General features: G+C 67.4%; 23 protein-coding genes. 11 read left to right on the forward strand and 12 right to left on the reverse strand.

What is annotated here, in order from left to right:
• Positions 1-180 precede the first annotated feature (180 nt).
• The 3 genes from IBX18_RS12000 to IBX18_RS12010 all read left to right on the forward strand — a co-directional run bounded on the left by IBX18_RS12000 (position 181) and on the right by IBX18_RS12010 (position 2,814).
• A complete protein-coding gene (locus tag IBX18_RS12000) occupies positions 181-909 on the forward strand; it encodes a hypothetical protein (protein ID WP_135234556.1) in 729 nt (242 codons plus the stop codon).
• Between the two features lie 80 nt (positions 910-989).
• Positions 990-1,610, forward strand: a complete 621-nt coding sequence (locus tag IBX18_RS12005) for a TetR/AcrR family transcriptional regulator (RefSeq protein WP_194833832.1) — start codon at positions 990-992, stop codon at positions 1,608-1,610.
• A gap of 10 nt (positions 1,611-1,620) precedes the next feature.
• The gene (locus tag IBX18_RS12010) at positions 1,621-2,814 is read left to right on the forward strand and encodes an acetyl-CoA C-acetyltransferase (protein WP_373889183.1); all 1,194 of its coding nucleotides are present in this window, start codon (positions 1,621-1,623) and stop codon (positions 2,812-2,814) included.
• A 7-nt stretch (positions 2,815-2,821) separates the two neighbouring features.
• Here IBX18_RS12010 and IBX18_RS12015 read toward each other — a convergent pair whose 3' ends face one another.
• The 5 genes from IBX18_RS12015 to IBX18_RS12035 all read right to left on the reverse strand — a co-directional run bounded on the left by IBX18_RS12015 (position 2,822) and on the right by IBX18_RS12035 (position 7,436).
• A complete protein-coding gene (locus tag IBX18_RS12015; RefSeq protein ID WP_194833833.1) occupies positions 2,822-3,688 on the reverse strand; it encodes a LysR family transcriptional regulator in 867 nt (288 codons plus the stop codon).
• Positions 3,689-3,959: 271 nt separating this feature from the next.
• Positions 3,960-5,021 carry a nitronate monooxygenase family protein gene (locus IBX18_RS12020; protein WP_194833834.1) on the reverse strand — a complete coding sequence of 354 codons (1,062 nt, stop codon included), beginning with the start codon at positions 5,019-5,021 and terminating at the stop codon, positions 3,960-3,962.
• Entirely contained in the window at positions 5,018-5,776 is a 759-nt protein-coding gene (locus tag IBX18_RS12025; protein WP_194833835.1) for a CoA-transferase subunit beta, read from the reverse strand. Before IBX18_RS12025 ends, IBX18_RS12020 begins: the two co-directional genes overlap by 4 nt.
• On the reverse strand, positions 5,773-6,657 hold the full coding sequence (locus IBX18_RS12030; RefSeq protein ID WP_194833836.1) for a CoA transferase subunit A: 885 nt from the start codon (positions 6,655-6,657) through the stop codon (positions 5,773-5,775). The genes IBX18_RS12025 and IBX18_RS12030 overlap by 4 nt, the downstream gene beginning before the upstream one ends.
• 14 nt (positions 6,658-6,671) lie before the next feature.
• Complete coding sequence (locus tag IBX18_RS12035) at positions 6,672-7,436, reverse strand: enoyl-CoA hydratase family protein (protein ID WP_194833837.1); 765 nt, start codon at positions 7,434-7,436, stop codon at positions 6,672-6,674.
• A gap of 97 nt (positions 7,437-7,533) precedes the next feature.
• On the opposite strand from IBX18_RS12035, the gene IBX18_RS12040 reads away from it, so the two are divergent.
• The 5 genes from IBX18_RS12040 (at position 7,534) to IBX18_RS12060 (ending at position 12,075) form a co-directional block, all read left to right on the forward strand.
• Complete coding sequence (locus IBX18_RS12040) at positions 7,534-8,325, forward strand: SDR family oxidoreductase (RefSeq protein WP_194833838.1); 792 nt, start codon at positions 7,534-7,536, stop codon at positions 8,323-8,325.
• Positions 8,326-8,356: 31 nt separating this feature from the next.
• Complete coding sequence (locus IBX18_RS12045) at positions 8,357-9,268, forward strand: SDR family oxidoreductase (protein WP_194833839.1); 912 nt, start codon at positions 8,357-8,359, stop codon at positions 9,266-9,268.
• Between the two features lie 176 nt (positions 9,269-9,444).
• Positions 9,445-10,464 (forward strand): hypothetical protein, encoded by a 1,020-nt coding sequence (locus IBX18_RS12050; protein ID WP_194833840.1) that lies wholly within the window; start codon positions 9,445-9,447, stop codon positions 10,462-10,464.
• A gap of 88 nt (positions 10,465-10,552) precedes the next feature.
• Positions 10,553-11,068: an ImmA/IrrE family metallo-endopeptidase gene (locus tag IBX18_RS12055; RefSeq protein ID WP_107653913.1), complete on the forward strand. Its 516-nt coding sequence runs from the start codon at positions 10,553-10,555 to the stop codon at positions 11,066-11,068.
• On the forward strand, positions 11,065-12,075 hold the full coding sequence (locus IBX18_RS12060; protein WP_194833841.1) for a hypothetical protein: 1,011 nt from the start codon (positions 11,065-11,067) through the stop codon (positions 12,073-12,075). The genes IBX18_RS12055 and IBX18_RS12060 overlap by 4 nt, the downstream gene beginning before the upstream one ends.
• A gap of 322 nt (positions 12,076-12,397) precedes the next feature.
• On the opposite strand, the gene IBX18_RS12065 is transcribed toward IBX18_RS12060, so the two are convergent.
• Together IBX18_RS12065 and IBX18_RS12070 are read right to left on the reverse strand one after the other, a co-directional pair.
• Positions 12,398-12,814, reverse strand: coding sequence for a helix-turn-helix domain-containing protein (locus IBX18_RS12065; protein ID WP_011207048.1), 417 nt, complete (start codon positions 12,812-12,814; stop codon positions 12,398-12,400).
• Positions 12,815-13,176: 362 nt separating this feature from the next.
• Positions 13,177-14,340 (reverse strand): steroid 3-ketoacyl-CoA thiolase, encoded by a 1,164-nt coding sequence (locus IBX18_RS12070; protein WP_194833842.1) that lies wholly within the window; start codon positions 14,338-14,340, stop codon positions 13,177-13,179.
• 98 nt (positions 14,341-14,438) lie between these two features.
• Here IBX18_RS12070 and IBX18_RS12075 point away from each other — a divergent pair, with 98 nt between their 5' ends.
• Entirely contained in the window at positions 14,439-15,740 is a 1,302-nt protein-coding gene (locus tag IBX18_RS12075) for a cytochrome P450 (protein ID WP_228541013.1), read from the forward strand.
• 75 nt (positions 15,741-15,815) lie between these two features.
• Here IBX18_RS12075 and IBX18_RS12080 read toward each other — a convergent pair whose 3' ends face one another.
• From IBX18_RS12080 to IBX18_RS12100, 5 genes are read right to left on the reverse strand one after another with little or no spacing between them, the layout of a single operon-like run.
• The gene (locus IBX18_RS12080) at positions 15,816-16,229 is read right to left on the reverse strand and encodes a nuclear transport factor 2 family protein (RefSeq protein ID WP_107653917.1); all 414 of its coding nucleotides are present in this window, start codon (positions 16,227-16,229) and stop codon (positions 15,816-15,818) included.
• Positions 16,226-17,116 carry a TIGR03619 family F420-dependent LLM class oxidoreductase gene (locus tag IBX18_RS12085; RefSeq protein WP_194834314.1) on the reverse strand — a complete coding sequence of 297 codons (891 nt, stop codon included), beginning with the start codon at positions 17,114-17,116 and terminating at the stop codon, positions 16,226-16,228. The genes IBX18_RS12080 and IBX18_RS12085 overlap by 4 nt, the downstream gene beginning before the upstream one ends.
• Before the next feature lie 5 nt (positions 17,117-17,121).
• Positions 17,122-18,288 (reverse strand): thiolase domain-containing protein, encoded by a 1,167-nt coding sequence (locus tag IBX18_RS12090; protein ID WP_194833843.1) that lies wholly within the window; start codon positions 18,286-18,288, stop codon positions 17,122-17,124.
• Complete coding sequence (locus tag IBX18_RS12095) at positions 18,285-19,340, reverse strand: thiolase domain-containing protein (RefSeq protein WP_194833844.1); 1,056 nt, start codon at positions 19,338-19,340, stop codon at positions 18,285-18,287. The genes IBX18_RS12090 and IBX18_RS12095 overlap by 4 nt, the downstream gene beginning before the upstream one ends.
• A 12-nt stretch (positions 19,341-19,352) precedes the next feature.
• A complete protein-coding gene (locus tag IBX18_RS12100) occupies positions 19,353-20,312 on the reverse strand; it encodes a Zn-ribbon domain-containing OB-fold protein (RefSeq protein ID WP_228540885.1) in 960 nt (319 codons plus the stop codon).
• Positions 20,313-20,458: 146 nt separating this feature from the next.
• On the opposite strand from IBX18_RS12100, the gene IBX18_RS12105 reads away from it, so the two are divergent.
• Entirely contained in the window at positions 20,459-21,496 is a 1,038-nt protein-coding gene (locus IBX18_RS12105; RefSeq protein ID WP_194833846.1) for an LLM class F420-dependent oxidoreductase, read from the forward strand.
• Positions 21,497-21,518: 22 nt separating this feature from the next.
• Entirely contained in the window at positions 21,519-23,075 is a 1,557-nt protein-coding gene (locus IBX18_RS12110) for an acyl-CoA synthetase (protein WP_194833847.1), read from the forward strand.
• Positions 23,076-23,469 lie beyond the last annotated feature (394 nt).

The raw sequence follows: 23,469 nt of genomic DNA on the forward strand, positions 1-23,469 counted from the left end.
GGCGGGTGAGCCGGGTGATCCGTATGTGCACGGACGCGCCAGAGTGCGTTCGCCTTCCAGCGCTCCGCGTACATCGAGCAAATGGGCGGCTGATCAGGTAGAAAAGCCCAAGCCAGATGCGGCCGGGGTGTGCCATGCTGGATTACATCGGATCCCGCACTCTCCAAAGGGGCGATGGCTATGGGCCTGGATAGCCCAGCTGCCCGCGAACAACTGGAACTCGAATTGGTGCGCGAGGTGGTGCTAGCCAGGCGCAGACTGGACAGCATGGTACTCGCCGCGCTAACTCTCGGCGCCGAGCTGATCGAGCACACTTCCGAGTACGCGACCGCCATGCGCGCCGCCCAGATTCTCGAGCAGTACGCCGTCGACGAGCGGGCGGTCACCCGCGACCCGCGGGGCGCGCTACGCGCCGATATGGCCCGAGATCGCGAGCGGGCCAAGCAGATCGGGCTCGGCACCGATCACGCGGAGACCGAGCAGGACCGGCGCAGACATCGGCAGTCCGCCCTGCTGTGCGAGGTGCGCGCGGACCTGCTCGACGTGGTGGCGAAGTGCCGGAAGTTCCGGTTCGACCGGGTCGCCTTCGACGAGGAGATCGCGCAGGGTCTCTGCAACGCCACCGACAAGCTGGTGATCGGCGCCGATATGGATACCTATCAGGCCTGGCAGCGCGGCATGGTGCTCAAGCTGATCGAAGAGCCGATGGCCTACGGCCCGCCGCGGGTGATGGCGACGGTGGACGCCGGGCCGGGGCGCGGGCAGCTCACGGTTGAATGGGACAGTTGCGAACGCAGGCTTGCGCTGGTGGCCCGGCTGGCCAGAGCGGGCATCGCGCCCGTGGTGATCTGCGATCGGCTGCTGGCGGACCTATCGGTGTCCTCGCCGCTGCGCTATTCGGTGCGCTGAGCAGGTCTGCGACACATCTCCGCACTGCTGGACGGATCAACCGCGCGCCGCCCTGTACCAAGCAAATGCTTGGTTGTATTATGGCCCATGTGACCGCACCCGACGCTTCGAAATCAGCACGGCGCAATGAACTGCTCGCGCTGGCGGCCGAACTGTTCGCCGAACGCGGACTGCGCGCCACCACCGTGCGCGACATCGCCGATGCGGCCGGAATTCTATCGGGGAGCCTCTACCACCACTTCGATTCCAAAGAGTCGATGGTGGACGAGATCCTGCGCGGCTTCCTCGACGATCTGTTCGGGCACTACCGCGAGATCGTCGGCGCCGGGCTCAGCTCGCGAGACACCTTGGAAGCCTTGGTGATCGCGTCCTACCAGTCCTTCGACCGGCACCACGCCGCAGTCGCGATCTACCAGGCCGAGGCCAAGCGCCTGCGCACCGCCGAGCGGTTCACCTACATCGCCGACTACAACCGCGAGTTCCGCGAGCTCTGGCATCGCGTACTCACCAACGGGGTGACCGACGGCAGCTTCCGGCCCGAGATCGACGTCGAACTGGCCTACCGATTCCTGCGCGACACCGTGTGGGTCGCGGTGCGCTGGTACCAGCCGGGCGGTGCCATCACCGTCGACAACCTCGCCAAGCAGTACCTGACCATCGTGCTCGACGGGCTCACCGTCTCCGATAAGCACACCACGTAGGAGTTCTCTGATGTCAGCACCATCCGCACCCCGCCGCCCCTATACCCCGCTGCGGGACGCCTACGTGATCGATGCGGTGCGCACCCCGGTCGGCAAGCGCGGCGGCGCGCTGGCCGCCGTGCACCCCGCCGACCTCGGCGCGGCAGCGTTGCGCGGGCTGCTGGACCGCAGCCCGATCGACCCGGGCAACGTCGATGACGTGATCGTCGGCTGTGTGGACAACATCGGCCCGCAGGCCGGAAATGTCGGCCGCACCGCATGGTTGGCGGCGGGTTATCCGGAGGAGGTGCCCGGCGTCACCGTCGACCGGCAGTGCGGGTCCAGTCAGCAGGCCATCAATTTCGGTGCGCAGGCCATCATGAGCGGCACCGCCGAGGTGATCGTCGCGGGCGGGCTGCAGAACATGAGCGCCATCCCGATCTCGTCGGCCATGCTGGCGGGCAAGGAGTACGGCTTCGACTCGCCGTTCGTCGGCTCCGCAGGCTGGGACCATCGCTACGGCACCGCCGAGGTCACCCAGTTCCGCGCCGCGCAGTTGATCGCCGAGAAGTGGAACATCAGCCGAGAAGACATGGAGCGCTGGGCTTTGCGCAGCCATGAGCGGGCCCGCGACGCCATCAAGAACGGCCGCTTCGATCGGGAGATCGTGCCGGTCGGCGACTTCTGGATCGATCAGGGACCGCGCGAGACCAGCCTGGCGAAGATGGCCTCGCTGCCGCCGCTGGCCGAGGGCAGCCCCCTGACGGCGGCCGTCGCCAGCCAGATCTCCGACGGCGCGAGCGCAACCCTGCTCGCCTCCGAATGGGCCGTCGAAGCCTACGGATTGACGCCACGGGCGCGCATCCACCACGTCAGCGCCCGCGGCGCCGACCCCATCTTCATGCTCACCGCGCCGATCCCGGCGACCAAGTGGGCGCTGGAGAAGACCGGCCTGACCATCGATGACATCGACGTGGTGGAGATCAACGAAGCCTTCGCTCCCGTTGTCCTCGCCTGGTTGAAGGAGACCGGCGCGGACCCGGAGCGGGTCAATGTCAACGGTGGCGCGATCGCCCTCGGCCACCCGCTCGGCGCCACCGGCGCAAAGCTTTTCGCCTCGCTGCTCAACGAACTCGAGCGCGTCGGCGGCCGCTACGGCCTGCTCACCATCTGCGAGGGTGGTGGCACCGCCAACGCCACCATCATCGAGCGGCTCGGCAGCTGACTCGCGGCTAGACGGCCAGGCGTGCGGTGAGGTCGGCGGCGAGCCGGCCGAACCGCGCGTCGTCGGCGCGCCAGAGTAATGCGGTGCTGACCTCGAGGTTCAGGTCTTCGACCGGCAGGAAACGGAATTCGGTGCGGTCGACGGCGGACAGACCCTCGGAGTCGACGGGGGCGAGCAGGAAGGCGCGGGTTCGGCGCAGCATCATGAGCAGGCCGTCGATGGTTTTGAAGCGTTCCATGCTTTCGTCGATGCCCTTGCCGGACAAAGCGGTTCGGGCGTCGTGGGTCAGCTCCCAGTGTTCGGGTCCTCGAATGTGAGTGAAGCCATCCAGGTCCGCTAGTCGGATCGAGGTACGTCCGGTGAACAGGGTGGCGTCGACGAGTACGCCCATCGGTTCGGTGGCGATGACGACGGAGTCGACTTCCGCACCGGCGGACGGGATGTGCGAGAGCGCCAGGTCGATGTGGTTGGCGCGCAGGCTCGCCGCCATGTCGGCCGAACGCAGGTGCTCGAGGTTGCAGGTGTAGTCGGACGCGAGATCGGCCAGCGCGGTGGTGACCCGGTCGCCGATATCGGAACCGAGCAGTTCCGGGACGGCGACGCGGACGGCGATCGGCTGCTCGTCGGCGAGTTGGTCACGTAGTGCGTCGACGTCGCTGACTATCGAAAATGCCTGCGGCACAAGTCGTTCGCCGGCCGGTGTCAGCCGGACGTACTGGGTAGAGCGGTCGAAAAGTGGTGCGCCTACTTCGGTTTCGAGTACTTCGATGCGCTGACGCAGCGCTGGGACGGACATCTGCAACGCCTGCGCGGCCTTGGTGAAGTCGAGCTCGCTGGCGACTGCCAGGAAGCAGCGTAGGTGATAGATCTCCATTTGCGACATGGTAGCTATGTGACTAGGGGGTGCTCCACTTGACTGTGTCGGACATTTACAGCAAAGCGAATTGTGCGCTGCTACCGCAGGTAGAGCGGATTGATGGTCGCGGATCAGCCTGAAAGGGCAGGTTAGCTGGTCGATTGACCAGCTAATGCGTCGATCGGCCCGAGTGGACGGCAAGCACCCGAAGCGGCGTAGCACTGCACGCTCGAGGCGAACGCGCGAAATGCCCCGCCCCTGGGCAGGGCGGGGCATGTACGTCGGCGACTCAGAGGTTCTTCTGCAACCCTTCGATCCGGGCGATCGCGTCGGCGACGATGCGGTCGATGAGCTCCTGACAGGTCGGCAGGTCCTCGATGATGCCGGTGACCTGACCGGCGGCGAGCACCCCCGCCTGGGTATTGCCCTCGACCAGACCAGCGCGCAACAGCATCGGCGTATTGGCCGCCATGACCACCTGAGACCAGGTGAGGTCCTTGCTCTTTCGCATGGCGAGTCCGTCACGCACCAGGGTGGACCATTTCATGCCGGTCATGTTCTTGAACTTGGCGGCATTGGCCACCGCGGCGGCCAGGCCACGGGTCCGGCCCGAATGCTCCAGGCGCTGCACCAGTTCGGTGTTCAGGACCCGGTGCGGCATGCCGTCGACCTTGGTGGAGACCACGGTGTCCTGCAGCTGCCTGCGCAGGTACTCCTGCTTGACCGCCTCGGGCACGGTGCTCTCCTGCGTCAGCAAAAAGCGGGTGCCCATCGCGACGCCCGCCGCACCGTAGGCCAGCGCGGCCGCCAAGCCGCGGCCATCGAAGAAGCCGCCCGCGGCGACCACCGGGATGTCGACCGCGTCCAGCACCGACGGCAGCAGCAGCGTGGTGGCCACCGGGCCGGTGTGCCCGCCGCCCTCGCCACCCTGCACGATCACCGCGTCGGCGCCCCAGGACGCGACCTTCACCGCGTGCTTGGCCGCGCCGATCGACGGAATCACCACCACCCCCGCGTCTTTCAGCTTGGCGATGAGGTCCTGCTTGGGCGCGAGCGCGAACGAGGCGACGGCCACCTTTTCGCGGATCAGCAGATCGATCCGCTCGGGCGCGTCCGTGGCGTCGGCGCGGATATTCACACCGAACGGTTTCCCGGTGTGCGCCTTGGTCTTCGCGACCGCCGCTTCGAGCTCCGGGTAGGTCATGGTGGCCGAGGCGAGGATGCCGAGACCGCCCGCCTCGGCGGTGGCCGCGACCAGGCTCGGGCCCGCGACCCAGCCCATGCCGGTCTGCACGATGGGATGTTCGACACCGACCAGGTCGGTCAGCGCGGTGCGCAACCGGCCGGTCACGACGGCACCTCGGTGTCCCGGATGTTCTTGGGATCGAGGACATCCCGGATCAGGCGCAGTTCCTCGGCGGTGGGCAGTCGAGTCTCCTCGGCGTCGGCCAGTCCGTGGATCTCGAACGAGGTGTTCTCGGCGACCTCGGCGGCGGTGACGCCGGGGTGCAGGCTGCGCGCCCGCATGGTGTGGCCGGGTCCGGCGAAGTCGAAGACGCCCAGGTTGCTGACCACCCGGTGCAGGTTATGGAACCGGAAGGCCGGGTTGGCCGGGTCCACCTTGTCGTAACCGACGCCGGCGACGATATCGACCTGATCAGTGAAGACTCGGCTGGTGTGCCGCGAAACCCAGTAGCTGGTGGCGTGATTGACCGTGTTGCCCGGTGCGCCACGGACCCCGAACATCTGCCGGGTCGGCCGCTGCAGCGGACCGAACGCGGACAGGTTCTGATTGCCGAAACGGTCGATCTGGTTGGCGCCCATCACCACGTGCCGTCGACCGGAGGCCACCACATCGAACACCCGGCGAAACGGTATCCACCCCTCGATCGGCGCCTTGCCGCCCAGCGGGGGAGTGTCGGCGAACAGCAGCGCCTCACCGTCGGAGAGCAGCAGATCGGGCTCGGTGGTCAGCTTGGCCAGCCGCGCGCCGATGATCGACATCGGCGACATCGGGCTCGCCATGATTTCCCCTGCGCCGCTGAAGATCTCCGCGCAGGCGACCGCGCAGACCTCGGCGCGGGTGATCGTCTCGGTCGAGCTCATTTCTTCGCCTCCTGTGCGAACTCGCGGACGGCGGCCTGGTACTCGTCCTCGGAGACGGCCAGGTACGTGTCGACGAACTGCTGCCACGCCTCGGGCGTCTTGGCCGATTGCACGTAATGCTTCTGGAACTTCTCGTCCCGGCCGTAGCTGTCACCGGCCAGGGTGAAGTGCGCACCGTTGGGTGCCTCGACCACCCCGTCCACCATCATCCGATTGAGCAGCAATGATTGCAGCGGCACGGTTTTCACCAGCTCGTCGGTCTCCACGATCCGCTCGACCGACACATACCGGCGCTCTGCCGCCAGGCAGTACACGTCGTCGAAGTACGGATCGACTCCGGTGTAAGCGGCATTGCCGTGCCGGTCACCGATGTTCAGATGCACCAGCGCCGCATCGAGATTCAGGGCGGGCATCGCCATCAGGGTCTCGGTCCGGCCGTCGGCATCGGGGTAAGGCGAGGCGACCGTGCGCATTTCGCCGTCCCAGAAGTTCGGCACATCCGAGCCGAGCCCGGCCCGGATCGGCAGGAACGGCAACCGCGCCGCGGCCGCCTCCAGCCCGCACTTGAGCATGCCCTCGTCCATCTCGCGCGCCACCAACGCGCCCGAGGTCCGGGCGTGCGCGAACCAAGGGTCGTAGAACGGCGCCGAATCCAGTGACACGAAGCCGTAGTACGCCTTGCGCACCTTGCCCGCCGAACACAGCAGACCGAGGTCGGGCCCGCCATAGCTGACCACCGTCAGGTCGGTGAGATCCGACCGCAGGATGGCCCGCACCAGCGCCATCGGCTTGCGCCGTGACCCCCAGCCGCCGAGGCCGATGGTCATTCCGCTGCGCAACTCGCCGACGACCTCGTCGAGCGACATTCGCTTGTCTCGCATGACTTTCCGATCTCCTACTGCTCGGCCTTGCGCGCGGCCAGATCGTCGTCGAACCGGGCGCGGATCTCGTCGGCGACGCCGGCGAGATTGAGTTCGAAGGTGAATCCCTGCTCGTACCGGTAACTGCGGTGCACGTCCTGGGTATCGATGCCGTTGAGCGCCCGCTTCGCCGCGCGGATCACCCGCCCGTCCTTGGCGGCGATGTTCTTGGCGACTTCCATTGCCGCGGCGTCGAGTTCGGCACGCGGCACCACCTGGTACACCGACCCGAAGTGGTGCAGCTGCTGCGCGGTGATGGTGCTCGCGGTGTAGAACAGCGCCCGCATCAGATGCTGCGGCACCAGCCGGGACAGGTGGGTGGCCGCGCCGAGCGCGCCGCGATCCACTTCGGGCAGCCCGAAAGTGGCGTCGTCCGAGGCGATCACGACGTCCGCGTTGCCGACCAGCCCGATCCCGCCACCGAGGCAGAAGCCCTGCACCACTGCGATCACCGGCACCGGGCAGTCGTAGACCGCCGCGAACGCCTCGAAGCAGCCGTGATTCGCGTCGATCAGCGCCTGATGACCGGGCTTGCTCTGGATCTCCTTGATATCGACACCGGCGTTGAAGCCGCGATTCTCGGCGCGCAGCACCACGACTCGCGTCTCCTTGTCCCGCCCCGCCTCCCGGATCGCGTCGGCGATGTCGAACCAGCCTGCCGTCGGTATGGCGTTGACCGGTGGGTAGTCCACCGTGACCACGGTGATGCCGGTTGATTCGCAGTGACGGTTGATCCCCATCGCCTATCCCTTCGTGAAGGCCCCAGCCCATCGTGAGACCCGGCTCGGCCGCGGCCCAGCGTTGGCAAAGCAAGCAGTTGCTTGGTAGATTAGCACGGTGGCACTCGAAATCGATCTGGCCGACCGCGTCGTTCTGGTGACCGGCGGTGTCCGCGGCGTGGGTGCCGGTGTGAGCAGGGCCTTCCTCGAAGCGGGTGCGACGGTGATCGCCTGTGCCCGCCGTCCCGCCGACGCACCGGTCGAGGCCGACGGCCGCGCGATCGAGTTCCTGGCCTGTGACATTCGCGACGCCGACGCGGTGCGCGAGCTGATCGACACCGTCGTCGCGCGACACGGCCGCCTCGATCACCTGGTCAACAACGCGGGCGGCGCGCCGTTCGCGCTCGCCGCCACCGCGAGCAAGAACTTCCACGCCAAGATCGTCGAGCTGAACCTGCTTGCGCCGCTGCTGGTTTCGCAGGCGGCGAACGCGGTGATGCAGCAGCAGCCGGACGGCGGCACGATCGTCAACATCTCCAGCGTCAGCGGCCACCGCGCCTCACCGGGCACCGCCGCCTACGGTGCCGCGAAGGCGGGCATGGACAGCCTGGCCGCCTCGCTGGCCGTCGAGTGGGCGCCCAAGGTGCGGGTGAACTCGCTCGTCGTCGGCCCGGTCGACACCGAACTCAGCCGGCTGCACTACGGCGACCAAGACGGCATCGACGCGGTGGGCCAGACCATTCCGCTCGGCCGGATGGCCGCCCCGGAGGACGTCGGCCGCTGCGCCGTCTTCCTCGCCTCCCCGCTGGCCTGCTACGTCAGCGGCGCCGCCCTGCTGGTGCACGGCGGTGGTGAGCGCCCCGCCTTCCTGGCCGCGTCCACCGCGGCGGCCGGTCGGCAACAGTCCTGAAGACAACGGACCCCACGAAGAGGACACAGGTATGGACACCGAGCAGATCTGCGCAGGCCGCACCGTCATCGTCACCGGCGCGGGCCGCGGCATCGGCCGCGCGCACGCACTCGCCTTCGCCGCGGCCGGAGCGAAGGTGGTGGTCAACGATCTCGGCTCGGCCCTCGACGGCGCCGTGACCGCCGAGACCCCCGCCGAACAGGTGGTGGCGGAGATCACCGCGCTCGGCGGCACCGCCGTGGCCAACGGCGACGACGTCGCGGATTGGCAAGGCGGCCAACGGCTTATCCGGCAGGCGGTCGATACCTTCGGCGGCCTCGACGTGCTCGTCAACAATGCTGGATTCGTTCGCGACCGGATGCTGGTCAACCTCGGTGAGGACGAGTGGGACGCGGTGATCCGCGTGCACCTCAAGGGCCATTTCGTCACCATGCGGCACGCGATCGAGTACTGGCGCGGCGAGTCCAAAGCCGGTCGTCCGGTCGACGGCCGAATCATCAACACCAGCTCCGGTGCGGGACTGCAGGGCAGCGTCGGCCAGGGCAACTACGGCGCGGCCAAAGCCGGTATTGCGGGACTTACGCTGACGGCCGCCGCGGAGTTCGCTCGCTACGGCGTCACTGTGAATTCCATCGCACCTGCGGCCCGAACCAGGATGACCGAAACGGTGTTTGCCGAGACCATGGCACGGCCGGAAGACGGCTTCGACGCGATGGCTCCGGCGAACATTTCGCCGCTGGTCGTCTGGCTCGGCAGCCCAGAATCCGCATCGGTCACCGGACGCATGTTCGAGGTCGAGGGCGGGAAAATCGCACTTGCGGACGGGTGGCGGCACGGTGTCGCGGTGGATCGCGGTGCCAGGTGGGCGCCTGCCGAGCTCGGCCCGGTGGTAGCTGACCTGATTGCCAAGGGGATGCCGCCCGAACCGGTGTACGGGGCCTGAGCGGGCTTCCGACCTTCTTCCTGCGCACGTAACGATAGGGGTTTACTATGGCCCCCATCCGTTAAAAGTCCCGTGTGAGAGTCGCGACCGGGTGAGATCTGCGCTTTACGAATGAGGGGAAGGCTCGGCGCATGGCCGTTGGTCGCACGTTCCGTGTGGTTGCAGTAGCTGGAGCTGTGGCCGGCTTTGCGCTACTCGGCCCGGTTGCGGCGGTAGCCCAGCCCGCAGGGCAGTGCGCACAGTGCGCTGCCGACCCCGCTCCGCCGCCGTATGACGGCGGGGAGACCTGGTTGCCGCTGTCGGTACCCGGGCAGCCGACAGACGTCAGTGCGGTGCCCACCAATCCCGCCATCGGCTCGGGCTCGGCAGCCGCCGGTTCGGCCGCGGCAGGCTCCGCTGCGGCAGGTGGCTCGGCCGCGGCAGGTTCGGCGGGCGCCGCAGGCTCGGCCGGTCTCGGCGCGCTGCTCGGTACCGGCTCCGCCGGACTCGGCCTGACGCTCGGTTCGGGCTCGGCCGGTCTCGGCGTCGTCCTCGGCACCGGCTCCGCCGCGCTCGGTGTCACCGGCTCCGCGGGGGTTGGTGCCTTGGCAACGGGCTCCGCTGCGGTGGGCTCCGCCGGAATCGGTGTCGGCGGAACGGGTTCGGCCGCAGTCGGGTCGGCAGGCGTTGGTTCGGCCGCTGTGGGTTCCGCGGGCGTTGGCTCCGCCGGAGTAGGTTCCGCGGGCGTCGGCTCCGCGGCAACCGGTTCTGCCGCAGTCGGTTCCGCTGCCGTCGGCTCGGCGGCCGTCGGTTCGGCCGCTCCACTGCTGCTGCTCTTGATCCCGATCCCCACCCCGCCTGTCCCGCCCGCGCTGCCGCCCGTCGCCATCCCACCGGTGCCGACGCCCGCGCTGCCGGGCATCCCGGCCCTGCCCGCACTCGTGCCCGCCCCGGCGGCCGCGCCCGCACCGGCCGCGCCACCGCCGCCCCCGCCCGCCCCACCGGCGGCGCAGGCGGCCCCCGCCAAGCCGAACCCCGACGTGCGCCCGACGAGCGCCAACGACGGGCTGCCCAAACCCAAACTGCTGTCGGTGATCGGCGGCCTGCTCGCACTCGGGTTGGCCGGAGCCGGTTCCGGCGCAGTCAGTTTCCAGGGTGCCTCGGCCGCACAGGCCCGAGTCGACGCCGCCCGTGCCATGTTCTTCCCGAGGCCGTGAGGGGTGCTGGCATGAGTGAGCGGAGCGAACGAATCGTGTCACAGCGCGCTTCGCGCATGCCGGAGCCGAGCGTCAGCGAGGTGCAGGCATGAGCGAAAGCAAGACTCAGAACACTTCGCGGTCCTACCGGCGGGTGGCCGCCGCGGTGGATGCCGTCTGCGCCGTGGCGGCGGACTCCGACGCCACCACCCTCGACGAGGTGGTGCTCGCCATCGCGAGCGAGCGGCGCCGCGAAATCGAAATCGCCAGTGCGCAATTGGGTCCCGGCGTGTGCGGTCAGCGCAGGCTCTACCCCGATCGCGACGTGATCGTGCTCGCCCAGTCGCTGCCGAGCCGGGAGCACACCCTCGCACATGAGTTGGGGCACATCGTGTTCAACCACGAGGGCGCACCCGCGCCCGAGGTGACGCTCGAGGCCAGCGACGATCTGATCGCGTACATGCTGAGCCAGCGGGCGCACCAGCAGATCGTCGACGACGGCGCGGACGAGCTGGCCGAGTGGGAGGCCGAGACCTTCGCCGCCATGTTGATGACCAGACTCCGCGTGTTCAACAGCCGTGGCGCAGGCGTCTCGGTCCTTCGATTCGATGAGGCTCTGGGATGACCCTCTGGTTGACGGCACTGCTGGTGTGGATGGCGGCAGGAGCCCGGGTAGGACGGGTGCTGGTCAAGCCGGCGACGACGGCCCGGGTGGCCATCGTGGTCGCGGTCGCCGCCGTCGCGCTGGCCGCCACCGTCGCGGTCCCGGAGATCGCGGTGGCCATCGACAATCTGCTGCCGCAGGGCGTGCGCGCGGGCTGGCTCTCCGACGGTGTCGTGGTGTCGGCCTGGATCGTCTTCATCGCCGCCACCTCGGTGGTCGCCTTCGCCGCCTGGCCGATCTGCTCCCGGCAGAACCTGCGTCAGGTCGCCATGGCGATCTACAGCATCGGCATCGTCTCGGTGACCATCACCATCGCCTGGTCGTTCACCTTCGGCTGGGAGGTCGTCACCCTCGGCGCGCTGTTCATCGTCATCACCGGCCTGCGCAACCTCGACTGGACCACGCTCGGCCGGGGCATCGCGATCTACACCACCGGAACCGCGGTCGTCGCGGGCCTTGCGGTGCTGGAGATTCAGCGCGCGTTCACCGATGCGCCGCCGGTGCCGCCGGGACAGCCGAACTGGGCGTGGCAGGCGTGGGAAGTGGCGAGTCTGCTCATCGCGTTCGGCGCGATATGGATCGTGGTGGAGCTGTGGGTGCGCGCGCGGCTGCTGCTGCGCCAGATCAAGCTGCTGCACCGCATCATGGTCGGCCGGTTCCCCGAGGTGGTGGCGCACGACCAGACCGGTACGTCCACCCAGCTGCGCGCCTCCGACCAGGTGGCGCAGATCATGGACGCCCTCTACCTCCAGTCCGGCGGTGGGGTGGTGCTCGCCGCGGTGGCGCCGCCGCCGCGATCGGTCGCCGATCGCGCGGAGACGGTGGCGCAGTGGGCGAGAAACCCGTTGGGCGATGTGGCGCTCGACGCACGGTGGATTGCTCCGCCCGAGGGGATTAGTCCTCGCGGCTGGGTCCAGGCCATCGCCCGGGCCTATGACGCGACAACCCTGGAGCCCGTCCGAAATTGAGCGCACGCGCCGCAGGCGCGTATTCCGCGTACCGCTGAGTGTGGTTGCCGGCCGGTGTCGTGCACCCGGCTGAGTTCTGCGCTGGACTCGATGAGTTACCCGCGTTCACACGAAATCAGTTGTCCGAGGAAAACTTGCGGGCGTACAAGTTCGAGAATTGTCGAATGTGCGTGCATCTACTGATGATCGAGCATCGCCAGAGGCCTTGACAGGGCATGCCCCTATTTTCTCGGGCATGCCCACTTGCTTCACGTATTGGACGCGCACATAACACAGCACAGTGCGACCCGGAGGGTCGCACTGTGCTTCCGTGCAAGAGAACCTATTCGGTGCCATCCGGAGGAATTTCGGGCAAGCCTTCACTTGCCCGCAACTTCTCCGCCATGGACGTGAGGAGGTTCTGAGATTCTTCGGACAGGTCGAACGCTCTACTCGACAGCCGTCGCAGTCCATAGCCCTGCAGCTGGGACAGCAACTCAAGATCGTGATCGATCTTGGCGGCATAGATGTCGTTGAAGAAGTAGTCCGGCTTGACCTTGAAGAACTTCGCCAGGGCGGCCACCGTCTCATCGGACGGGTTCGTCCGTTGTCCCGACCGCAACTGCGACAGGTACGGTTTCGAGATCGGATGTCCGGAGGCCGTCAGCGCAGCCGCAACCTCCGCGTTGGTGTGCGGCTTACGCCCCGGGGGATGCACGGTTTCGAACAGCTTGTTCAGCCGCGCCGCGAAATCAGCCATTGTGAGCCGCCCAATTCCCTTCGCTGTACTAACAGTCGTTATCTCGGATACGTATCATTGATATTAGCGGCTCAGTAACTGAAAACCTACGCCTGATTCCGGATTTCCTTGAAGCTTCTAGGTGCCGGTCCCGCGAAGGTACTGCGACCGTTGCGTTTGCGGGTCACCCCAACGGCTCTCGAGAAGCCGAGGTACGGACCGGTTCTGGCCCGTCGTGGAGGTCTTCCCGGACACAATCCTGATAGCGGAAAGATAGCTGACGTCTCATCTAGTTGCAAGTCGAGCCGAATGTGTGGCGTACGACACGTTTCCGGGCCTGGGAGATGAACGTTCAACAAACCGGTTTCGGGGGGTCGACGGCCCTAAATCCGCTCGATGATCGTCCCTGTCGCCAATGCGCCACCGGCACACATCAGCACCATGGCGGTGCTGCGGCCGGTTCGCTCGAGTTCGTGCAAAGCCGTTGTGATGAGCCGGGATCCGGTCGAGCCCACCGGATGGCCGAGCGCGATGGCGCCACCGTTGACGTTGACCCGGTCCATGTCCGGCTGATGCACCGACGCCCAGGACAGTGCCACCGAGGCGAAGGCCTCGTTGATTTCGAACAGATCGATGTCCCCGATGCTCATCCCGGACCGCTCCAGCAGGCGCGAGCAGGCCTGTACCGGGCCGTCGAGATGGAACTCCGGCTCCGCGCCGACCAGCGCCTGGCTGACGATCCGCGCTCTGGGGCGCAATCCGGCTCGCTGCGCGGCCTTTTCGTCCATCAGGAGTACCGCGGCGGCGCCGTCGGAGATCTGCGACGAGCTGCCCGCGGTATGGATGCCGCCCTCCAGCACCGGCTTCAGCTTGGCCAGGCCCTCGACGGTCGTCTCGCGCAGGCCTTGGTCGCGGGACACGTCCAGCTTCTCGCCGGTCAGGTTTCCCGCCTTGTCGACGGCGGGCGCGGTGACGGTGAGCACCTCGCGGTCGAAACGCCCCTCGGCCCAGGCCTGTCCGGCCAGTCGCTGCGAACGGGCGCCGAACGCGTCGACGTCGGCGCGAGTGATGCCGCGCCGCTCGGCAATCCGCTCGGCCGCCTCGAACTGGTTGGGCAGGTCGATGTTCCAGGACGCCGGCCTGCGCGGTCCGGCGTGCTCGCCGACATTGGCGCCCAACGGAACTCGGCTCATCGCCTCGATGCCGCAGGCGACGCCGATGTCGATCGCACCGGTCGCGATGAGCCCGGCGATGAGGTGGTTGGCCTGCTGGGCCGAGCCGCACTGCGCGTCGATGGTGGTCGCGCCGACCTGCCAGGGCAGCCCGGCGTGCAGCCACGCGACGCGCGTCACATTGTTGGACTGCTCACCCGCCTGGGTGACGCAGCCGCCGATCACCTGCTCGACCTGTGCCGGATCCAGGTGGGTGCGCTCGAGCAGTCCGCGCTGCGCGAGGCCGAGCAGCTCGGCGGCGTGCAGGCCGGACAGCCAGCCGCCGCGCTTGCCGATGGGGGTGCGAGCGGCCTCGACGATGACGGGTGTGCCCATGTCCAACCTTTCTATGGGACGGAAAACTGTAACGAGTTCTCCAGGGATTCGAGGTGGTTCTGTCCGGTTTCTTTCCTGATACAGCCACCTATGCTTCAATGATTATAGAACGTGTTTCAGTTTGTCGAAGGAGACATCTGGTGGTAGACCCTCGGAATGTCCGGCCGAATCTGCCGGACGGATTCGACGTCACAGACCCCGACATCTACGCCGAGCGGGTTCCCGTCGAGGAGTTCGCCGAGCTGCGTCGCACCGCACCGGTCTGGTGGAACCCACAGCCGGTGGAGGTCAGTGGCTTCCGGGACGAGGGCTTCTGGGTGGTCAGCAAGCACGCCGATGTCAAAGAGGTATCACGGCGCAGCGACGTGTTCTCGACTTTCGAGAACACCGCCATCCCGCGCTTCAACGACGACATCACCCGCGAGCAGATCGAACTGCAGCGTTTCGTCCTGATCAACAAGGACGCTCCGGAGCACACCAAGCTGCGCAAGATCATCTCGCGCGGCTTCACCCCGCGCGCGATCAACGGCCTGCGCGCCGAACTCTCGGCGCGCGCGGAATCGATCGTCAAGGCGGCCGCCGCCTCGGGGACCGGCGACTTCGTCACCCAGATCGCCTGCGAACTGCCGCTGCAGGCGATCGCCGAATTGATCGGCGTCCCGCAGGAAGACCGGATGAAGGTGTTCACCTGGTCGAACGACATGACCGGCTACGACGACCCGGACAACGACGCCGATCCCGTAATGGCCTCGGCCGAAATCCTGGGCTACGCATACCAAATGGCCGCAGCGCGTAAGGAATGTCCGGCCAACGACCTGGTCACCACGCTGATCGAGGCGGATGTCGACGGCGACAAGCTCAGCGAGGAGGAGTTCGGCTTCTTCGTGATCATGCTGGCGGTGGCGGGCAACGAGACCACCCGCAACGCCATCACGCACGGCATGAACGCCTTCATGGAGAACCCGGACCAGTGGGAACTGTTCAAGAAGGAACGTCCGGCCACCGCCGCCGACGAGATCATCCGGTGGGCCACGCCGGTCACCTCGTTCCAGCGGACCGCGCTGGAAGACACCGAGCTCGGCGGCGTGCAGATCAAGAAAGGCCAGCGGCTGGTCATGCTGTACCGCTCGGCGAACTTCGATGAGGACGTCTTCGAGAATCCGGAGCGGTTCGACATCCTGCGAAAGGACAACCAGCACTTGTCCTTCGGCGGCACCGGCGCGCACTTCTGCGTCGGCGCGAACCTGGCCAGGCTGGAGGTCGACCTGATCTTCAACGCCATCGCCGATCACCTGCCCGACATCAGCAAGCTGGGTGAGCCGAAGCGGCTGCGTTCCGGCTGGCTCAACGGGATCAAGGAATTCCCGGTCGACTTCAAGGGCTGTCCCGTCACGCACTGAGGCCGGTACCTCGAAAAGGGCCCTCGCACCGGAGATTCCATCCGGTACGAGGGCCCTTCGCTCGTTGCGGTGTGCTCAGCCGACCTTCTTCGCGGTGGCCATCGCGCGGTCGACCTCCCAAAATGCCCGCAGCGCAGCGATTTTGCCGGTGTCGTCGACCCGGTAGGTGAACACACCGTCGGCGTCGATCTGGTGGCCGCCGAGGGTGCTGCGGATGGTCCCGGTGAACGCGATCTCGTTTCCGCACGCGAACGAGTCGCCGAACAGGAACTCGATGGACTCCGTCTGTGCGATCGCCTTGTCCCAGAACGCCGCGATCGCCTCCTTGCCGCGGTGCCCCTTGCCCTCCGGGTCGAAACCCGAAGGGCCGATGGGGTCTTCGACGATGCCGTCCTCGGCGAACAGTGCGACCCACGCCGCCTTGTCCCTGGCCCGCACCGCGGCCTGGGACGCGAGCCCGGCAGTCCGGGCCGGATGGTCGCTCGTCATGCCGATACCTCCGCGACGATCGGTGCTTCGATGTTCGCCGCGGCGAATCGGCGCAGCGAGTCCTGTTTGGCGGCGAGTTCACCGTCGAAGCCGATGCCGTCGAAGAGCCAGGGCACCACGATCGCGTCGGTCACGCCCGCGTTCGCGAGGTCCTGATAGCCGGACCGGCCGAACCGGTCGACGCACACCGCCTGGAGCTCGAACGGCTGGTCACCGCGCCCGAATTCGGCGCGCAGCGCGTCGAGCTTGCCGATGGTGCGGCACAGCTCGTCGTAGGTCATCATCGCCGAGGTCCAGCCGTCACCCACCCGGGCGGCCCGCCGCAGCGCCGCCTCGGTGTGGCCGCCGACGTAGAACGGCACCGGCTCGGTCGGCGCCGGGCTGACCTGCAGCTGATCGAAATCGAAGAACTCGCCGTGGAATTCGACCATGCCGCCGCCCAGTACCAGCTTGATGACCTCGATCATCTCGTCGACCCTGGCGCCGCGGCGGGCGTAGGGCACCCCGCACCACTCGAATTCCTCGGGCGCCCAGCCGATTCCCACGCCGAAGCCGAAGCGGTTGCCGGAAAGGTTGGCCACCGAGCCGACCTGGCGGGCCAGCAGCAGCGGGTTACGCGACCCCAGCTTGAGCACGTTGGTGTAAAACCGGATCCGCGTGGTCACCATCGCCATCGCGGTGGCACCGATGAGCGGGTCGACCCAGGGGGTCTCCGGACCCCAGAACCGGCTGCCGTCGGCGGTATACGGGTACTTCGCCGCCGCGGACTTCATGTAGAACAGCGAGTCCGGCAGCGCGATCGACGAGAACCCGCACTGCTCAGCGGTTTTCGCCAGCTCGGGCAGCTGGTCCAGTGGACTCAGCGCGATGCCGAGGGTGAACTTCAGCGGGGTCATCGCTTATCAGCCCCGACCACCCACATCGAGAAGTACTGGGACCCGCCACCATAGGCGTGGCCGAAGGCTTTACGCGCACCCTCGACCTGGTAGGCACCGGCCCGGCCCATGACCTGCTTGGCCGCCTCGGCGAACCGGATCAGCCCCGACGCGCCGATCGGGTTCGAGGAGAGCACCCCGCCGGACGGGTTGACCGGCAGAATGCCGCCGATCTCGGTCTCGCCCTTGTCGGTGAGTTTCCAGCCGTCGCCCTGCGGCACGAAGCCGAGGTTTTCCAGCCACATCGGTTCGAACCAGGAGAACGGCACGTAGATCTCCGCCACGTCGATCTCGCTGAGCGGGTCGGTGATCCCGGCGGCCTTCCACAGCGCGGCCGCGGCGTCCTGGCCGGCCTGCGGGTTCACCTGGTCGCGTCCGGCGAAGGTGGTCGGCTCGGTGCGCATCGCGGTGCCGTGCACCCACGCGACCTTCTTGCCGGTGGCCTCGACGGCGGTCGCCGCCTCCTCGTCACCGAGCACGATGGCGCACGCGCCGTCCGAGGACGGGCAGGTCTCGTCGAAACGGATAGGGTCCCAGAGCATTTGCGAGGCCAGCACCGATTCCAGCGTGATGTCCGGCTGTTTCAGGTGCGCCAGCGGGTTCTTGGCGCCGTTGCGCCGGTCCTTGACCGCGACCATCGCGCCGATGTGGCTCGGCGCGTTGGAGCGCCGGATGTAGGAACGCACGTGCGGGGCGAAGTAGCCGCCCGCGCCCGCGCCGACCGGCATGGTGAACGGCACCGGAATCGACAACGCCCACATGGCATTCGACTCCGACTGCTTTTCCCAGGCGATCGCGAGGACCCGTTTGTGTACGCCGGCCTGCACCAGATTGGCGGCGACCACGCCGGTCGAGCCGCCGACCGAACCGGCGGTGTGCACGCGCAACAGCGGTTTTCCGGTGGCGCCCAACGCATCCGCGAGATACAGCTCGGGCATCATGACGCCCTCGAACAGGTCCGGCGCTTTACCGACCACCACCGCGTCGATATCGGCGATGGTGAGGCCGGCATCGACGAGCGCGCGATCAATGGCTTCACGGCACATGCCCGCCATCGATACATCGGTTCTTTTCGTCACGTGATGGGTTTGTCCGGTGCCGAGCACCGCAGCCGGATTGGTCATCGGCTCGCCTCCGAATCCAGAACTGTCACAAGGTTTTGCTGCAACGCGGGCCCACTGGTGGCGTGCGCGAGTGCGCGATTCGCGGAGCCGTCCATGATCGCGTTGGCCGCGAAGCCGATCCGTTCCAGTCCGGTGGCGAACATCGGGTTCGCGGCGAGTGCACCACCCGAGGGGTTCACCTTGGTGCCGTTCTTCAGGCCGATGGCCTCGGCGAGGATCAGCTGCTGATGGCTGAACGGCGCATGCAGTTCAGCCACGTCGAAGTGCGTGTCACCGCCGGTAACCGCCTGTGCGGCAGCCGAAGTGGAGGGGGACACGGTGAGATCGCGCGCGCCGAGCATCGGCGTATCCACCCGATGCGACATGCCGGTGATCCAGGCGGGCCGCTCGCAGAGTTCGCGGGCCCGGTCGCCGATGGCGAGCACGATCGCGGCGGCGCCGTCGGTGATCGGGGCGATGTCGTGCGCGCGCAGCGGATCGGCGATATACGGTGCGTCGAGCAGACTTTCGGCCTGGGTCGCCCGGCCGCCGGCGGCTAATGCGTCCGCGGCTACCGCGGCCATGTCGCGTTCGGTCCAGCGGCCCGCGTCCAGTCCGGCCCTCGCCTGCAAGCCGGCAATGGACCAGGCGTCCGGCCACAGCGGTGTCACCAGGTACGGATCGAGCTGCATGGTGAGCACCTGGCGCAGTGTGCCCGCCGATGATTTACCGAAGCCGTACACCAGCGCCGTCTCCGCCTGTCCCGAGCGCAGTTTCACCCACGCCTCGTACAGCGCCCATGCCGCGTCCATCTCCACGTGCGATTCGTTGATCGGCGGTACCGCGCCGATCGCATCGATCGCGGAGATGAACGAAAAGGCCCGCCCGGCAAGGTAATCCGAGGAGCCCGAGCACCAGAAGTCGATGTCGGACTTGGTGATGCCGAGCTGGCGGTAGAGCTGCTGGAAGCAGGGCACCAGCATCTCCACGCCATTGGTGGTGCCGAAGGTCTCCGGCACGTGCGGCGCGTGGGCGAAACCCACGACCGCGATGTCGGTTCCGTTGTCAGTCAACGTGCGCCTCTCTCAGAGGTGGTGCTTGTAGGTCTCGTAGTCGGCATCCGGCTCGCCGGTGGGGCGGAAGTGGTCCACGTTCTCCAGCCCGTAGCCCCACTCCTCGCGCGGCTTCCATACCGCCTCCACGCGCATGCCCATCCGCACTTCGCTTGCCTCGCAACCGAGTACGAGATGCAGCACCGGGATGTCCGCGCCGTCCAGCAGCACGTAGGCCGCGACGTACGGCGGCTTGATCCGCTGACCGAGGAACGGCACGTTCACGATGCAGAACGTGGTGACCGTGCCGCGGTCGGGCAGCTCGACGACCTCGTCGGTGGGCCTGCCGTCGGTCGGGTTCGCGCCGCGCGGCGGGAAGTACACCTTGCCCGCGGCGTCGGTGCGCCCGCCGAGCAGCTTGCCCTCGGCCAGTCCGCGCAGGTAGACGGTCTCCTGCGGCGAGGCGGTGTGCTTGTAGGCCAGGTCGACCGGCGTGGTGAGCATCGTGACCGGCTCGCCGCCGACCGTGGCCGCACTGGTGTCGGACTCTTCACCTGGCTCGAAGCAGGCGATGTCGTGGATGGTTCCGGTGGTCTCGGCGGCCCACCGCACCGCTACCCGCATGCCGGTCCGCATGTCCTCGGGCGTGGCGACGTCGACCGCGTGCAGCAGCGCGGTGTCCGCGCCGTCCAGCCGGATCAGCGCCCAGGCGAACGGCCGGTCGAACGGCTGGCCGGGCAGCGGTTCGCGCACCCAGGTCCACGATTCGACGGTGCCGACCGCGGCCACGTCGACGAACTCGGTGAGCGGAGCCGCGGTGATCGGATCGTATTCCGGCGGCGGCACCAGCACCCGGCCGTCCGACCCGCGCACCCCGACGATCTTGCGGTCGCGCAGTTTGGTCAAGAAGGTGCCGATCGTCGGTCCCACGGACCGCGTGTAGTCGAATCGCACCCGTAGGGGCGCGCTGAGCACATCAGGTGCGGCGTTCAATTCCGACCCTCTCTCATCCGCGATTACGCCGGATGCGGTATTCCCCTGAGTCACAATGTCGAGTAGAACAGGTTCTTATTCTGCTGGCAAGATGCGGTGTCGGTGACGGGCTGTGTGAGCGGCCGGCGAGGTCGGAAGGCTGGAGCATGAAATTCGGATTGCAACTCGGGTACTGGATGGCGCAGCCGCCGGAGAATGCGGGGGAGTTGGTGGTCGCGGCGGAGGACGCCGGGTTCGATGCGGTATTCGCTGCGGAGTCGTGGGGTTCTGATGCCTTCGGGCCGCTGACCTGGTGGGGATCGTCCACGGAGCGGGTGCGACTCGGCACCTCCGTGGTGCAGATGTCGGCTCGAACGCCCGCCGCAACCGCGATGCACGCGCTCACGCTCGATCATCTGAGCGGCGGCCGGGCGATTCTCGGGCTGGGTGTCTCCGGGCCGCAGGTGGTGGAGGGCTGGTACGGGCAGCCGTTCGCCAAGCCGTTGCAGCGCACCCGGGAGTACGTCGGCATCATCCGGCGGATTCTGGAGCGACAGGCACCGGTCACCAATGACGGGCCGCACTACCCGTTGCCCTACAGTGGGCCGGGTGCGACCGGGCTCGGCAAGCCGCTCAAGCCGATCGTGCACCCGCTACGTGCGGATTTGCCGATCTGGCTCGGCGCGGAAGGCCCCAAGAATGTGGCGCTGACCGCCGAGATCGCGGACGGCTGGCTCGCCATCTACTACGCGCCGCGGCTGGCGAATATGTACAACGACTGGCTCGACGAGGGTTTCGCCAGGGCGGGTGCGCGCCGGTCGCGCGCGGACTTCGAGATCGCCGCGAGCTGCCAGGTGGTGATCACCGACGACGCGGCGAGCGAGATCGAGCGGATGCGCTGGATCATGGCGCTCTACATCGGCGGCATGGGCGCGCCGGAGCAGAATTTCCACGCCCAGGTCTACCGGCGGATGGGCTACGAGCGGGAGGTCGACGAGATCGGCAGCCTGTTCCAGGCGGGCAAGAAGGCCGAGGCGGCGGCCGCGGTGCCGGACGAGCTGATTCTGGACACGGCGATCATCGGCGACGAGGGGCATGTCCGTAAGCAACTCGGGGTCTGGTCGGCGGCCGGAGTCACCATGATGTTGGTGTCGGTTTCCGATGTCGCGCAATTACGTCGTCTCGCACCCCTTGTCGATATGTAGAACACGTTCTAGATTCAGTAAGATGACGACGCAGGAGTCAGTGAAAATTCTCGGTCTGTGGAACATCGCCGAAGCCGAACCCGATCGGATCGCCATGGTCGATCCGGCGGGCCGGGAGGTGACGTATCGCGAATTGGCCACCCTGGCCAACCGCTACGCCACCGGCCTGCGCGGCCTCGGCCTGGAAACCGGCGACGTGCTGGTGAGCATGGTGCACAACTGCGTCGAGGCGATCGCCGCCTACTTCGCGGCGTACCAGGCCGGGCTGTACATCGTCGCGGTGAACTGGCACCTCACCGGCCCGGAGGTCGCCTACATCCTGCAGGACAGCGAGGCCAAGGCGTTCCTGGCTGGCGATCGCTTCGCCGCCACCGCCAAAGCCGCCGCCGATGAGGCGGGATTGCCTGCTACGGCGCGCTTTTCGGTGGGTGAGATCGACGGCTTCAAATCGGTGGCCTGGCTGGGCGCCGCGGACACCGGCCGACCGGCCGACCGCAGCACCGGGGCGCCGATGCTCTACACCTCCGGAACCACCGGGCGCCCCAAGGGCGTTCGCCGCCCGCTCACCGGCGCCGACCCGGATGTCGTTCCGCCGCACACCAATGCGTTCTTCGGCCTGTTCGGCCTCGCGCCGTACGACGATCACGTGCACATCTGCGGGTCGCCGCTCTATCACACCGCGGTGCTGAACTTCGCGACCATCTCGATTCAGTTGGGGCACAAGCTCGTTCTGATGGATCGCTGGGACGCCGAGGACATGCTGCGGCTGATCGACAAGTACCGCGTGACGCATAGCCACATGGTGCCCACCCAGTTCCATCGGCTGCTCGCGCTGCCCGAGGAGGTGCGCGCCAAGTACGACGTGTCCTCGCTGCGCAGCATGGTGCACGGTGCCGCCCCCTGCCCGCAGGAGACCAAGCGAAGGATGCTCGAGTGGTGGGGCCCGACGGTCACCGAGTACTACGCGGCCACCGAGGGCGGCGGCACGGTGATCAACGGGACCGAGTGGCTGCAGAAGCCGGGCTCGGTCGGCAAGGCGTGGCCGTGGTCGGTGATCAAGGTGCTCAGCGAGGAGGACGGGTCCGAGGTGCCTGTCGGTGAACCCGGCCTGGTCTACATGCGGATGGGCGCTTCGAGTTTCGAGTACCACCACGACAAGGCCAAGACCGAGGATTCGCGCGTCGGCGACCTGTTCACCGTCGGCGACATCGGCCACCTCGACGAGGACGGCTACCTCTACCTGCACGACCGCCGCTCCGACCTGATCCTGTCCGGCGGGGTGAACATCTACCCCGCCGAGATCGAGAACGTCCTGATCACCCACCCGAAGGTCGCCGACGTCGCGGTCTTCGGTATCCCGCACCCGGATTGGGGCGCCGAGGTCAAGGCCGTCGTCCAGCCCGCCGAGGGCATCGAGGGCACCGACGACCTCACCGCCGAGCTACTCGCCTTCGCCGCAACCCAATTGGCGAAGTACAAGATGCCCAAGTCGGTCGACTACCTCCCCGAACTGCCCCGCGACCCCAACGGGAAGTTGTACAAGCGCAAACTCCGCGAGCGCTACGTCCCCGCGTCCTAGTACGTAGCGGATCCGGCTCGGTGGGGTACGCCAAGTACTCCCCGAGATGACCGTCTCGGGGAGCTGAAGACTCACCCAGGTTTTCCTGTGAGTAGTGCTGGGCGCGTCGGGTGCCGTACCCGGCTTTCACCTCGAGTCAGGTGCGTAGCGCCGGGCTTCCGGCGTGGTCATCTGGCTGTGGTGGCGTTGTCGAGCATCTCCGAAATGGTCAGAGTCATATGGTCGCTACCCAAGATCAGGTAGCGACCATATGACTCTGCTCGATTCGCATCTGCTTGCCGCACACCCTTTTCGCTAGCCGCACACCCGCTATACAGGGTGTGCGGCTGACACAAACGGTGTGCACACCCCTTTCACGCCACCCGCTCCGGGCGCATAGCGCCGTCTTTGCCTA

The organism is Nocardia sp. XZ_19_369, from assembly GCF_015355715.1.
Taxonomy (GTDB): Bacteria; Actinomycetota; Actinomycetes; order Mycobacteriales; family Mycobacteriaceae; genus Nocardia.

Bases quoted from the DNA above. Each gene is read 5' to 3' on its own strand.
- IBX18_RS12055 (WP_107653913.1), top strand. From the start codon at position 10,553: ATGAGCGAAAGCAAGACTCAGAACACTTCGCGGTCCTACCGGCGGGTG.
- IBX18_RS12045 (WP_194833839.1), top strand. From the start codon at position 8,357: ATGGACACCGAGCAGATCTGCGCAGGCCGCACCGTCATCGTCACCGGC.
- IBX18_RS12010 (WP_373889183.1), top strand. From the start codon at position 1,621: ATGTCAGCACCATCCGCACCCCGCCGCCCCTATACCCCGCTGCGGGAC.
- IBX18_RS12030 (WP_194833836.1), bottom strand. From the start codon at position 6,657: ATGCGAGACAAGCGAATGTCGCTCGACGAGGTCGTCGGCGAGTTGCGC.
- IBX18_RS12075 (WP_228541013.1), top strand. From the start codon at position 14,439: ATGATTATAGAACGTGTTTCAGTTTGTCGAAGGAGACATCTGGTGGTA.
- IBX18_RS12105 (WP_194833846.1), top strand. From the start codon at position 20,459: ATGAAATTCGGATTGCAACTCGGGTACTGGATGGCGCAGCCGCCGGAG.
- IBX18_RS12080 (WP_107653917.1), bottom strand. From the start codon at position 16,229: ATGACGAGCGACCATCCGGCCCGGACTGCCGGGCTCGCGTCCCAGGCC.
- IBX18_RS12070 (WP_194833842.1), bottom strand. From the start codon at position 14,340: ATGGGCACACCCGTCATCGTCGAGGCCGCTCGCACCCCCATCGGCAAG.
- IBX18_RS12060 (WP_194833841.1), top strand. From the start codon at position 11,065: ATGACCCTCTGGTTGACGGCACTGCTGGTGTGGATGGCGGCAGGAGCC.
- IBX18_RS12035 (WP_194833837.1), bottom strand. From the start codon at position 7,436: ATGGGGATCAACCGTCACTGCGAATCAACCGGCATCACCGTGGTCACG.
- IBX18_RS12025 (WP_194833835.1), bottom strand. From the start codon at position 5,776: ATGAGCTCGACCGAGACGATCACCCGCGCCGAGGTCTGCGCGGTCGCC.
- IBX18_RS12110 (WP_194833847.1), top strand. From the start codon at position 21,519: ATGACGACGCAGGAGTCAGTGAAAATTCTCGGTCTGTGGAACATCGCC.
- IBX18_RS12065 (WP_011207048.1), bottom strand. From the start codon at position 12,814: ATGGCTGATTTCGCGGCGCGGCTGAACAAGCTGTTCGAAACCGTGCAT.
- IBX18_RS12015 (WP_194833833.1), bottom strand. From the start codon at position 3,688: ATGGAGATCTATCACCTACGCTGCTTCCTGGCAGTCGCCAGCGAGCTC.
- IBX18_RS12005 (WP_194833832.1), top strand. From the start codon at position 990: ATGGCCCATGTGACCGCACCCGACGCTTCGAAATCAGCACGGCGCAAT.
- IBX18_RS12090 (WP_194833843.1), bottom strand. From the start codon at position 18,288: ATGACCAATCCGGCTGCGGTGCTCGGCACCGGACAAACCCATCACGTG.
- IBX18_RS12000 (WP_135234556.1), top strand. From the start codon at position 181: ATGGGCCTGGATAGCCCAGCTGCCCGCGAACAACTGGAACTCGAATTG.